Raw genomic sequence first — 12011 nt, 5'->3', positions numbered from 1 at the left:
CCGGGATCGGAGGCAGACCATGACCCGAAAACGCCCCACAGTTCATGACCTTCTGTCCTGGAAAGGGCAGCGCCAGCTGTCGATGCTGCGGATCTTCACCCTCGACGAGGCCGCCGCCGCCGAGGCCGCGGGGATCGACATCGTCTCGGCCCCGCCCGAGCTTGTGACCCACCCCGAGTATCGCAACCGGGCCCCGTCGCTGTTCTCGATGACCGGGTTGACCCATCTGGAGGCCGGCACACCGGACGATTACCTGCGGTTCAGCGGCGAGATGCTGGGGAAGGGGGCCGACGCGCTCTATTGCTCGGGCAGCTTCGAGACGGTCGCCAGGCTCTCGCGGGAGCATATCCCGATCGTGGGTCACGTGGGCATCGTGCCGGCCCGCGTCACCTGGACCGGCGGCTACAGGGCGGTCGGCAAGACCGCGGCCGAGGCTCTGGAGATCCTCGATCAGTGTCGCCGCTTTGAGGAGGCCGGCGCCATCGCGGTCGAGATCGAGGTCGTGCCGCAAGAGGTGGCCACCGAGATTTCCGCGCGGATGAAGAAGCTGCTGCTGTGGTCCATGGGATCGGGGCCGGGATGCGACGCGCAATACCTCTTCGCCGAGGACATCCTGGGCGAGACCCGCGGCCGCGTGCCGCGCCACGCCCAAGTCTACCGCAACTTCGCCGCCGAGTATGAGCGGCTTCAGGCGGAGCGGATCGCGGCGTTCTCGGAGTTCATCGCCGATATCGAAAGCGGCGCCTTCCCCGCGCGGTCGCAGGTCGTGTCCATGCCCGAGGACGAGCTTTCGGCGTTCAGGTCGGCGCTGGGCTAGCCGGTGGCGCGGGGCAGAAAAGGGACGTGCGGACGGGGCGCGACCCTGGCCCTGGTTTGAGGGTCGGGATCAGGTGCCGGGGGCCGGATTGGCCGCGCCCGGCACCTGCCGGCCCCCCCGGCGGCTTGCGCTTCGACAGCGCCCGTTTCAATGTCACTGCAGAGAGGACCACCCCATGACCTTTCGCGGTGCCGGGATCAACGTCGACCATATGCACATGGGCGATCTGCTGCGGCGGGGCTACGACCACCCCGAGGCCGAGATCGCCGCCATCTGCGACGCCGACCCAACAAGGAAGGCCGCCGCCATCGACGATTTCGCGATCCCCGGTGACCGGGTGTTTGCAGCTGTGGCGGCGGCCACGGCGACCGGGCCCGACCTCGTCATCCTGTGCCCCGCGACGGCGGATCATGCGCAGTTCGTCGCGCAGGTGGCGCCCTTCCGTGCGAATATGCTGGTGGAGCAGCCCTTTGCCTCGGATCTCGCCGGGGCCAACCGGATGATCGCGGCCTGTGCGGCCGGCGGCGCGATGCTGGCGATCAACTGGCCGCTGGCCTGGTATCCGCCCCATGTCGCCACCAAGCGGCTGATCGACGAGGGCACCATCGGCGACGTGCTGGGGTGCATTTCTACGACGGCAACCTCGGCCCAGGTGCGGCTTCGTCATCGTGGGCAGCAGGGGGACGCTGTCGTCCCACGATTTCGAAGCGCACGTGACCCTGCAGCCCCCCGACGCCCCCGAGGATCGCGCCGTGCCCGGGGATCAGGCCGCGGCGCCGGACCGCGCGCCGGTTGAACATGTGCTGCACGCCTTCGCAACCGGGGCGCCGTTGGGCGGGCCGCTCGATCCGGCCATTGCCCGGGTGGGCCAGCAGATCGTCGACACCGCCCATGCCCCGGCCCGGGCGGGCAAGACCCTGCCGCTGGTGGGCTGGGCCATGGCGGATCGCGACGATTGCGCCATGGTGGCGGCGAAAGCCACCGAGGTCCCGGGGCCGGAGGTGGACTACCCCCCCCCCCCCCCCCAGGCCGACCGGGCCCCACGGCATCGCGCTGGTCGGGGGGGGGATCCCTTCGCGCATCTCGACGCCTGTCGGGCCCATGGCTTTGCCGTGCCGGTCATCATGTCCCGCGACCCGCAAGCGGCCGTGCGACCTGGCCGACATGCGGGGGCTGCCGCTCGCCGTGAACCAGAACGGCCGCTGGGCGCCGCATATGGCCAGGATGCGGGCCGCCGTGCGCGGGGACTTGAACGGAGAGGTCGTCGGGCTGCATTGCGGCCTTCACTGGAGCCGCCTGAGAGTCAACCGGTGGGTCAACCGGTGGGTCAAGCGGACGCCGGTCGAAGCGGTCAGCGATCTGGTGCTCCATGACTTCGGGGTGCGTTGGGTCGACTTCGAGACCTCGATCACCGGCAGCCGGGCAAACAGCGTCTTCGCCCGGGCGAAGACGATCCCCTCCGCGGGGGTGGCGCCGCCGATGGGCGCCTTCGCGATGATGGATTTCGAAGACGCCCGGGCCAGTCTCGACTTCGACGCCGCCACCCGGTTCGGGGCACGGGACCGCACCCATTTCGCCGGGTCCAGGGGCAGCCTGCCGTCATACGGGCCGGACCTCGGATCTCGGGTGGAGGAGCGTCACACCGAGGGCGCCTTTGCCCGCCCGACGCTGACGGGCCAGTGGTTCAACGACGGCTTCGCGGGGACCATGGGGGCGCTTCTGGTCGCCTTCGAGACCGGCGGCGTGCCCGGGAACGCGGCGCGTGGCAACCTCGACTCGCTGGCCAATTGCTTCGCGGCGCTGGCCTCGGCGCGTCTGGCAGATCCGGTCAGCCCGTTGCAGGTCGTCCGCCGCGAAGCCTGACGGGCGAGGCCAACCTCCCGCGTCCCCTCGCTGAGGGGGGGCGGGCCGTGGGCGGGCCGGGCGGCGAAGACATGGCCCGTTTGCAAGGTCCGATTGGGCAGAACGTGTGACACGAGACAGATGGGCGTCCTGTCACGATCCTGACGGCGAAGAATGCCCGTCTTGACCCCATGCTGTCGGGCGCCGCGCATGGGACAGCCACCACCCGCCCGCTCCCGCTTCAGGCGCTAGTCGGGCGACGACGCGTTGCTCCTGTGGCGGAGACCGCTGCTGATCCGCATCTGCAAGGGCATGGCGTGGCTCGCGCCGCCATCCTTGCGCACGAGGCCCTCCCGATCATTGCGGTCCGGAAGTGTGGTCGCCAGTGGAAGGACGATTGCCCGGCCGGGCACCAATGATCACGATGGCCGGGGGCGTCTGAAACGGGCACGACCTCTCTGCGAAGTGCGCCGTCGCGCTTCCAACCTCCGAGCACGACAGATCTGTCCGCACCGCCTTGCGATCCGGGGCTACGTTTGTCGGCATGCCGATGCGTCTCCATGCGCCAAATCTAGCGATGCCCGACCCAGCCCTTGTCGTCGGTGAACGCGCGGGCGGGCGAGATCCGGGCGGGCTCATAGCCCTCGGGCAGGTCGTCCAGGGTGTCGAGCGGCCCCGGCGCGGCGGCCAGCACGATATTGCGCCGCCCGCGAGAGCTCAGCGGGCCCTGCACCGCTTCCACATGGGGATAGATCTCGACCAGGATGGCATGGACGCCGCGGGCCAGCGGGCCGTCGGTTGCGTCGATCAGGTTCACATAGACAGGGCCGTCGACGATGCTCCGCAGGCGCTCGTAAGTCTCGCGCGTGACCAGATGGGCGGGGACGGAGCCGGAGGAGAAGGCATCCATGACGGCGGCATCGAAGCGGCGCTCCGTCTCCTCCAGATAGACCCGTCCGTCGGCATGGACGATGCCCAGCCGCCCGCTCGCCCCCGCCTGCGTCGGGTCATGGCCCGCCTGCGCGATCATCTCTCCGGCCCGGGGCATGTGCCGCTGCACCACGCGGGTCACCAGCGGGTCGATCTCGACCGCCACCGCCTCGGCCCGCGGCCGCATGGCCAGCAGTTTCGTCGGCAGCGTATAGCCGCCCCCACCGATGAACAGCACCGTGGGGGCCGGCCCGAGGTCGCGTTCCATCCGCGCCCAGATCCATTGCGTGTAGGGCAGGGCGAGCCCGGGGCCGGTCGCGGTATCCGCGCCGTTCCGGGCGACCCGCTCTGCCGCCTGCATGGTGCGGTCCGAGAACAGTCGGACCTCGCCGTCCTCGCGCGTGACATGCAGACAGGAGAGGCCGGATTCGTACATGCAGGCCGGCGCGCCGGCGACACCCGCAACGGCGATGAAGGCCGCCGCGGCGATGGCGACCACCGGCTGGGTCGGGGCCTCGCCGTCGCTCGGCCCGGGCCGCGTGCCGCCGGACCCGCCGTCGCGGACGAACGGCACGCAAAGAAGGGCGGCCGCCCCGCAACCGGCGAAGGTCGCCACCGAGCCCGCGAGGGGAAGGGCGACGAACCCGGCCAGGATCGCACCAAGGATCGCCCCCAGCGATCCGGCCGCCAGGACCAGGCCAAGGGACGAGCCCTCGCGTCCCGGCCGGGCCTCCATCGCGATCCTGGCCAGCAGGGGCGAGGGCACGGTGACGAACACCGAGGCGGGGAAGAAGGTCACGAAGACGCTCAGCAGCATGCCGCCCGTCCCCCGTGCGCCCCCGGCATGGACCAGGCCCAGGATGGTCGGAGAGACCGCCATCAGCACGGCTGTCGCGATCAGCGCGTTGCGGACGCCTCGGACGGCGCGGGGCCGAGGTCGTTCCGCCACCAGCCCGCCGAGGGCGCTGCCAAGCGAAAAGCCGGCCAGAACGGTGGCGATCACTACCGTCCAGGTCAGCAGCGAAGTGCCGAAAAAGGGCGCCAGCACCCGGCCCGCGGCGATCTCGTAGGTCAGACCCACGGCGGACAGCACCAGTATCAGTGCGATTGTCGTCGAAAATCGGATGTCGGCCTCCTGCGTGTCGGTCGAGACGCTGGCTGTCCCGACCCTTGTGGCGTTCTGGCCCAAGCCGGCCCGCGATGAAAGGCTCTATCGGCCCCGGCGCGGGCCAGTCGGCGAGAGGGAGCGCGCCGCGCGGCCACCCCGACCGACAGGAACCAGGCGATGGCCCGAGGCCGGGGACGCCGCCGGCCGCATCGATGATGACCGGCACCAGGGTCGGCACGCCGCCTGTGCCGGTCATCAGGCCCAGGCCGACGATCCCCTCGCCCAGGCGGCTTGTCCCTCCGGCGAGGCCAACGCAGGCGATCCAGACGTTGCCCGCGATCATATTGCCGCCACCGAGGCCCGGTCCGACCAAATGCAGCAGACTCTGGACAAGGGCCGTGGCCCCGGGGTCGGCAGGCCGGAGATACGCGGCCTGTTCCACCGCGACATCGGCGTTCATGCCCGCGGCCAGGGCCCGCGCCGCCTGGATCAGGCCGAAGCCCTGCGCGACCGCCGCCCAGCCCGGCAGGGCCCCGGACAGCCGCTGTGACGGCCATCGCCGGCACCGCCATCGTCATGGCGCTGACCAGGTAAATCGCGGTGTTCCTGGCGATCGGCAGCCCGTGCGCAACGGCGTTGAAATCGACCGCGGCTCGCGCGTCGATCATGGCTGTGCGATCGCCCGGCGGGGCGGGCAGCGTGACGACCAGGGCGAAGCCGATCACGCATGTGGCGCCGCAGACCAGCGCGGCGAGGCCGCCAACGCTCTGAGATATCGGGGAGCTGTCCTGTCTTCCGACCTGTCAGGAAGCACCTACAGGGACATCCAAACGAGACCATCTGACGGTGGCCCCACTCTTTCCCAGAGGCAAGGGTGCGGAAGCACAAGCCTTTTTCCGGCCTTCCTTCGGCCGGGACCCCGACGGTCCGGACGCCGATCCCGGTGGTGGACCATGCGCGAGGCCGCACGCCAGCGGATCCGCCCACGCCATTTGGGGGGGCGATGACCATTGTCTCTTCAAGGCACAGTCGGCTCCGAACCCGTGATGCTCATTCGTCGGGATGCAGCGAACGGCAGCCCCGACATCACCAAGGGTTTTTCCTGAGTAACTTGATCGCGCAAGCTTTTCGCAATACCTCGGCGTATGCCCAAGCATGATGCCAGACTGGACCCTTGCTTCTCGGCACTTGCCGACCGACGCGCCGCATGATCCGTCAACGTCTGGCCCGGGGCGATGCGACCGTGCGCGGGCTGGCCAAGCCGCACGACATGTCGCTGCCTTCGTTCATGGAGAATCTGAAGAAGCCCGAAGGCTCCAAGCTCGTCACATCGAAGAAAATAGGGCGACCGCCGAGGTGCGAACTGGCCCCCGATGCCTTCACGCCCATCAAGAATTGGCTGACCAAACAGAGTGAATCCCGGGCGCGACGGCTCTACTGCTTTTATCACCATATCAAGAACCCCATGCAGGAGCGCAGCAATTGAGACTCGACCCGAAAACTGACCTGACCTTGACCCGGACGATAGATGCGCCCCGTGCCGTGATTTGGGAGTGCTGGACAACACCGGAACACATCAAGAACTTCTTCGTGCCGAAACCCCATCGCGTCGATGCCTGTGAAATCGACCTGCGGGTGGGCGGCAGGTTCAACATGACGATGGACGTCGACGGCAAGAAGATCGACAGCGAGGGCGTTTATCTCGAAATTGTCGACGGGGAACGCCTGGTCTTCACCGACACCTATAGCGAAGGATGGAAGCCCGCCGTCGATCCCTTCATGACGGCCATCATCGAGTTTGCCGACAATGGGGATGGCGGAACGACCTACACCGCGACAGCGCGGCACCGATCCCCGGAAGCCCGTCAGAGCCACGAAGACATGGGGTTCCACGATGGCTGGGGCATCGTCGCGACACAGCTTGAGGAATACGCCCGGTCGCTTGAGTGAACGAAAGTGGACACTGCGCCAGTCGTCCCCTTGTCCGCACGCGGGTCCGTCGCGCTCGCGTTTCCAGTCATGGATGACAGGGAAACGAAATGTGTGGCCTCGCAATCGATTCAGGATCCGAAAAAATGGCATGATCCGGAAAGTCGGCTCTTCAGCCGACGACCCGGTGGCATCGGCCTGCCGACCGCGGAACCGGTCGCGATAATCGGTGTCGTCGACGGCGAGGTGGCGTTGCACCGCGCGGCGCATCCGTCCGGCGTTCCGGAACCCGAATTGCAGCGCGATCTGTTCGACCCCGGCCAGCGCCGTCACGAACAGCGGCGCACCGGGGGGGGCAGGATATGGGGGAGGGTGGCGTTGATCGCCGGGTCCTCGGCCCGTTGCGCCCGAAAGGTGGACGCAACTGCGACGGGCCGACCGGGCGCATCATGTACATCACGTTGTAGCGGGCGACCTGGAGGGCGATCTCATGTCCGACGGCACCTCGACCAGCGTCAGCGCCGGGTCCATCCCGGCCGTCAATCCGGCGGAGGTCCAGACGTTGCCGTCACGCAGGAAGATCGCATCTTGGCCCACGTGCACCTTCGGGTCGCGCTGTTCGAGGATCGGGCACCACCACCTGGGCACCAACACCAGTCGGTTCTGGCCCGGCGGCCGTCCAGCACGCCGAATACGGCGCCGGCCCCGCGGGCAGGAAATACCGCGCCCGGTCAAGACCTCGAGCTGGCCGCCCACATCGAGGATCTGGGCGTCGGCGTAGGTGACCATCGTGACGCTGCGGGTCGGGCCCCCGGTCCGAAATGTCTCATTGTGTGCCATGGTCCGACCCCGGACGACCATGTCCCTTGCCGAACAGGACAAGGACCCCTCGTTGTCCGCCGGGGGCGGTGACGCCGCTTGCCGGGCCGCGATTCGTCGGGACCCAGGGGGCCGGACGTCTCGTGTCGCGGGGACCTCTCGTGCCCCCGCGACCATTGCGCAGGGTCAGGCGGATTGCATGTCCTGCGCGGTGCCGTCGTAGCGGCCGGAGGTGGCGGCCTCGGCCAGCACATGGGCCACGTCCGCGCGGGAGGCCTTGGCGGATTTGTCCACCTCCGCGCCCAGGATCACGTCCTCTCCGCGTCCTTCGTCGGTCAGCGCGACCGGCCGCAGGATCGCATAGGTCAGGCCCGAGCCCTGCAGATGCGCGTCGGCGTCGTGCTTGGCCTTGAGGTAGTGCGCGAGCTTGCCCTGCGGGTCGGACTGGTCCGCACCCACGGAGCTGAGCATAACGAAACGCTCCACCCCCGCGCCGCGGGCCAGGTCGATCAGGCGGATCGCGCCGTCCCGGTCGACCTTGTCGGTCATCTCGGGGCCGGTGGAGCCGCCGGAGCCTGCGGCGAAAACCACCGCCTGCATTCCGTCGCAGATGCCCGGCTGCAGGTCGGCAAGGTCGCCGTGGCGCAGGGCGACGCCCTCGGGCAGGGCGCTGGTGTCGGAACTTTCGCGGACGAGGGCGGTGGGCTCGTGGCCCTGCGCCAGCAGGCCGCGGACGAGGTGTTGGCCGGTCTTGCCGGTGGCGCCGGCGACGAGGATGGTCATGCTCATGGGTATTTCCTGACTGTCTGGATGCGCGTCCGGGACGGCCCCCGAAGGACCGCCCGAACGCCGGGTGTCGGATTGGCCGCGCCCCCGGCGGGCCACGGAGTGTCAGGGCATGAAGATCGACTTCACGTTGACGAATTCCTTCAGGCCGAAGCCGCCGTGTTCGCGGCCGTAGCCCGAGTCCTTGACCCCGCCGAACGGCATGTTGGGATCGGCGGCCCCGAAGGAGTTGATATGGACCATGCCGGTGTCAAAATGGTCGCGTGCCAGCCGGGTGGCGCGGGCCTCGTCCTTCGAGAAGATGCCGCCGCCGAGGCCGTATCGGCTGTCGTTGGCAAGGCGCATGGCATCCGCGTCGTCCTTGGCGCGGATGATCGAGGCGACGGGTCCGAAGATCTCGTCATCGAACGCCGGCATGCCGGGTGCCAGATCGGCCAGCACCGTGGCCGGGTACCAGGCGCCGGTGCCGTCGGGCGCGTCGCCACCGCAGAGCACCTTGGCGCCCTTGGCGACGCTGTCCTCGACCTGCGACTTGACCGCGTCGAACTGGTCCTGACTGGACAGCGGCCCGAGCTGGCTCGACTCCTCGGTCGGGTCGCCCATGGTGACCGCCTTCATCTGGGCCACGAACGCGTCGACGAAGGCGTCATAGACCTTGTCGGTTACGATGAAGCGCTTGGCGGACACGCAGGTCTCGCCATTGTTGTAGAGCCGCCCCATCAGCGAGTATTTCACCGCCGTCTCGATATCGGCATCCTCGAGCACCAGGTAGGCGTCGTTCGACCCCAGCTCGAGCACGGTCTTCTTCAGCGCCTTGGCGGCCTCGGCCCCGACATGCCGGCCGGCGCCGTCGCTGCCCGTCAGGGTCACGCCGCGAACCCTTGGGTGGGCGATCAGCCTGTCGCTGACGTCGTGGTCGATCACCACCACCTGGAACAGGTCCTCGGGCAGCCCGGCCTCGATGCAGAGCTCGCGCAGGCGGAGCGCCGAGCCGGTGCAGATGGTGGCGTGCTTCAGCACGCAGCCGTTGCCGGCCATCAGGTTGGCGGCGAGCACCCGGATCGGCTGATAGAGCGGAAAGTTCCAGGGCTGGATCGAGTAGATCACCCCGATCGGCTGGTAGCTGACGACCCCCGGCTTGTCGCCGCCGGCATGTGTGCGGTCCTCGTCGGCCAGCGCCCCGGGGCCGGTCTGCGCGGTGTAGTCGCAGATCGCGGCGCAGATCTCGACCTCGGTGTGCCCGTCCTTGAGCAGTTTGCCGGTCTCGCGGGTCATCAGGGCGGCCAGCTCGTCGGCATGCTCACGCAGGGTCGCGGCGAGCTTTTGCAGGTAGGTCGCGCGGTCCTCGTGGGACTGCTTGCGCCAGTCCTCGAAGGCGGCGTGGCAGGCCTCGACGCGGTCCGTCGCCTCCTGCTCCGTCATCAGGTCGTAGGTCTTGAGGCTTTCCTCGGTGGCGGGATTGATGGTCGTGATCGTCTGCATGGGGTTCCCTTCAGGATGTCCCCCGATCAACGCGCCGTGCTGGCCTTCGTTCCGTCTCTGCGATGTCGCGACGGCCGGACCTCCGGGCATTGGCCCGGCTCCGTCGATCCGGCTGACGCGGCGGCAGGGGCAGGCCATGCAACGGAACCGGCGCGGGCGCGTTGGCCCTGCACATGGCTCTCAGGGGCCCGCCACAGACACGCACAGAATGGACAAGACATGAGCACCAAGACACTTTTCATCACCGGCGCATCGAGCGGCATCGGGGCGGCCACGGCCCGCGAGGCAGTTGCCAAGGGCTGGCAGGTCGGGCTGTTCGCGCGCTCCGAAGACAAGTTGGGCGCCTTGGTGGACGAGCTCGGCGACAAGGCCCTCGCCCTGCCCGGCGACGCCACCGACCTCGACAGCCAGAAGACCGCGATCGCAAAGCTGGTCGACAAGACCGGCGGGCTGGATGCGGCCTTCGCCAATGCCGGGATGGGGCTGTCGGCCTCGGGCACCGATGCGGGCGATCCCGAGGAATGGGAAAAGATGATCGGCGTGAACATCATGGGCGTCCTCTGGACGGTCAAGGCCGCGATGCCGCACCTCAAGGACCGGGCGGGGCACCTGCTGCTGACGGGTTCGGCTGCGGGACGCGTCCACATCCCCGGATCGGTCTACGGCGCGTCGAAATGGTTCATCCACGGCTACGGCGGCAACCTGTCCGAAGAGATGAAGTCCTTCGGCGGCCGCTGCACCATCGTCGCGCCGGGCATGGTGAACACCGGCTTCTTCGATGAGCCCAAGCCCGACAAGCTGCAGCCCGAGGACGTGGCCCGCGCAGCCCTCTTCGCGCTGGAGGCCGATCCGCGCTGCGCCACCAACGAGATCTTCCTGATGCCGACGCAGTGACGATCTACAGGGGCGCGGGCCTGCGGCTGCTACGCCAAGGGCGCAGCGGGGCCCTGGCCGGCACCCCGTAGGTGCAAGGCTTGCGGCGGACCGCGGGCGGCGCAGCCGGAACGAGTGGACGCCCGCGATCATCCGGGATAGGGACGGGTCGGCAGGTTGCGGTCCGAGGACGGCCGCGATCCGCCGATGCGCCCGGTTCGATGCCGCGCGTGTGCCTTTTCCACGGGATCGAACCGGGATCTTGCGCCACGAGCAGAGGCTGCATCAAGGGCGCTGCCCGGCAGGCAGAGCGCCCGGGCGGAGGACCGTCACTTTCGGCCAATGAAGCGAACCGCCCCATATGCAAGACCTAACCCCGCCCCAACCTCGCCCCGATGCGGATCCTCCGGCCGGGGGCGAGACCCGCGCCGCGCGGGACTGGGTGGTCATCCTGTCACAGTATCGCGAGCCTTCCGGCTGGCGAAGCTCCTGGGAGCTGCTGGTCACGGCCGTCCCCTTCGTGACGCTCTGGGCGCTGGCCTGGTGGAGCCTGCAGGTAAGCTACCTGTTGGCGGCGTCCCTCGCGGTGCTGAACGCGGCGTTCCTGGTCCGGCTCTTCATGATCCAGCACGATTGCGGGCATGCCGCCTTCTTCAGGAACCGCCGGCTGAGCGACTGGGTCGGGCGGGTCATCGGGGTGGTCACGCTTACCCCCTATGACGTCTGGCGCCGCGTGCATGCCAAGCACCACGCCTCTGCGGGCAATCTGGAAAAGCGCGGGATGGGCGATGTCCATACCCTCACCGTCGCCGAGTTCCGGGGCCTCTCGGCGGCGGGCCGGCTGCGCTATCGCCTCTACCGCAACCCGTTCGTGCTCTTTTGCCTGGGGCCGTTCTTTCTGTTCTTTGTCCAGTACCGGATGCCGGTGGGCCTGATGCGCGAGGGGGCCCGCTACTGGATCAGCGCCATGGGGACCAATGCCGCCATCGCGCTGCTGCTTGTCGTCATCGGCTATTACGGCGGGCTTGCCGTGCTCGGCCTGGTCTTCCTGCCCACGATGCTGGTCGCCGCGTCGATCGGCGTCTGGCTGTTCTACGTCCAGCACCAGTTCGAAGAGACCAACTGGGATCACGAGGACGACTGGCAGCTGCAGCACGCGGCCCTGCACGGCAGCTCCTACTACGTCCTGCCCGGCCCGCTGCGCTGGTTCAGCGCCAATATCGGCATGCATCACGTGCACCACCTGCAAAGCCGCGTGCCGTTCTACCGCCTGCCCGAGATCCTGCGCGATCACCCCCAGCTTGCAGAGAGCCAGCGCCTGACCCTGCGCGACAGCCTGGGTTGCGTCGGCAAGCAGCTCTGGGACGAAAAGAGCCGCCGGCTCGTCTCCTTCCGCGCCGCCCGAACGGCCTGAGGCGACGGCCG

Annotated in this window: 12 protein-coding genes; 8 read left to right on the top strand and 4 right to left on the bottom strand. The window is 68.8% G+C overall.

The window, feature by feature from the left end; translation table 11 throughout:
* The first annotated feature begins 19 nt into the window (after window positions 1–19).
* The 3 genes from ROA7023_RS14095 to ROA7023_RS14085 all read left to right on the top strand — a co-directional run bounded on the left by ROA7023_RS14095 (window position 20) and on the right by ROA7023_RS14085 (window position 2680).
* Complete coding sequence (locus tag ROA7023_RS14095; RefSeq protein WP_085879680.1) at window positions 20–817, top strand: 3-methyl-2-oxobutanoate hydroxymethyltransferase; 798 nt, start codon at window positions 20–22, stop codon at window positions 815–817.
* A 175-nt stretch (window positions 818–992) separates the two neighbouring features.
* Entirely contained in the window at window positions 993–1613 is a 621-nt protein-coding gene (locus tag ROA7023_RS24830) for a Gfo/Idh/MocA family oxidoreductase (protein ID WP_200812519.1), read from the top strand.
* A gap of 368 nt (window positions 1614–1981) precedes the next feature.
* Window positions 1982–2680: a Gfo/Idh/MocA family protein gene (locus ROA7023_RS14085; RefSeq protein ID WP_200812518.1), complete on the top strand. Its 699-nt coding sequence runs from the start codon at window positions 1982–1984 to the stop codon at window positions 2678–2680.
* Between the two features lie 550 nt (window positions 2681–3230).
* Here the strand turns inward: ROA7023_RS14085 and ROA7023_RS14080 are convergent.
* Entirely contained in the window at window positions 3231–4778 is a 1548-nt protein-coding gene (locus tag ROA7023_RS14080; protein ID WP_234992230.1) for a fused MFS/spermidine synthase, read from the bottom strand.
* Between the two features lie 292 nt (window positions 4779–5070).
* Here ROA7023_RS14080 and ROA7023_RS24475 point away from each other — a divergent pair, with 292 nt between their 5' ends.
* The 3 genes from ROA7023_RS24475 (at window position 5071) to ROA7023_RS14065 (ending at window position 6647) form a co-directional block, all read left to right on the top strand.
* A complete protein-coding gene (locus tag ROA7023_RS24475) occupies window positions 5071–5247 on the top strand; it encodes a hypothetical protein (RefSeq protein ID WP_159458519.1) in 177 nt (58 codons plus the stop codon).
* Between the two features lie 657 nt (window positions 5248–5904).
* Window positions 5905–6183 (top strand): transcriptional regulator, encoded by a 279-nt coding sequence (locus ROA7023_RS14070; RefSeq protein WP_234992229.1) that lies wholly within the window; start codon window positions 5905–5907, stop codon window positions 6181–6183.
* The gene (locus ROA7023_RS14065) at window positions 6180–6647 is read left to right on the top strand and encodes an SRPBCC family protein (RefSeq protein WP_085879676.1); all 468 of its coding nucleotides are present in this window, start codon (window positions 6180–6182) and stop codon (window positions 6645–6647) included. The genes ROA7023_RS14070 and ROA7023_RS14065 overlap by 4 nt, the downstream gene beginning before the upstream one ends.
* Before the next feature lie 435 nt (window positions 6648–7082).
* Here the strand turns inward: ROA7023_RS14065 and ROA7023_RS14060 are convergent, their stop codons facing one another.
* From ROA7023_RS14060 to ROA7023_RS14050, 3 genes are all read right to left on the bottom strand, one after another.
* Entirely contained in the window at window positions 7083–7466 is a 384-nt protein-coding gene (locus tag ROA7023_RS14060; protein WP_143535567.1) for a type 1 glutamine amidotransferase family protein, read from the bottom strand.
* Window positions 7467–7631: 165 nt separating this feature from the next.
* The gene (locus ROA7023_RS14055; protein ID WP_085879721.1) at window positions 7632–8228 is read right to left on the bottom strand and encodes an SDR family oxidoreductase; all 597 of its coding nucleotides are present in this window, start codon (window positions 8226–8228) and stop codon (window positions 7632–7634) included.
* Between the two features lie 108 nt (window positions 8229–8336).
* Window positions 8337–9713, bottom strand: a complete 1377-nt coding sequence (locus tag ROA7023_RS14050) for an NAD-dependent succinate-semialdehyde dehydrogenase (RefSeq protein ID WP_085879674.1) — start codon at window positions 9711–9713, stop codon at window positions 8337–8339.
* 219 nt (window positions 9714–9932) lie between these two features.
* On the opposite strand from ROA7023_RS14050, the gene ROA7023_RS14045 reads away from it, so the two are divergent.
* Together ROA7023_RS14045 and ROA7023_RS14040 are read left to right on the top strand one after the other, a co-directional pair.
* Window positions 9933–10607, top strand: a complete 675-nt coding sequence (locus ROA7023_RS14045) for an SDR family oxidoreductase (protein ID WP_085879673.1) — start codon at window positions 9933–9935, stop codon at window positions 10605–10607.
* 340 nt (window positions 10608–10947) lie between these two features.
* Window positions 10948–12000 (top strand): fatty acid desaturase, encoded by a 1053-nt coding sequence (locus ROA7023_RS14040; protein ID WP_085879672.1) that lies wholly within the window; start codon window positions 10948–10950, stop codon window positions 11998–12000.
* Window positions 12001–12011: the final 11 nt, after the last annotated feature.

The sequence above is a fragment of the Roseisalinus antarcticus genome, assembly GCF_900172355.1.
GTDB classification, from domain to species: Bacteria; Pseudomonadota; Alphaproteobacteria; order Rhodobacterales; family Rhodobacteraceae; genus Oceanicola; species Oceanicola antarcticus_A.
Note: the sequence above shows the minus strand (reverse complement) of the source record. Positions and strands in the feature narration are given on the sequence as shown.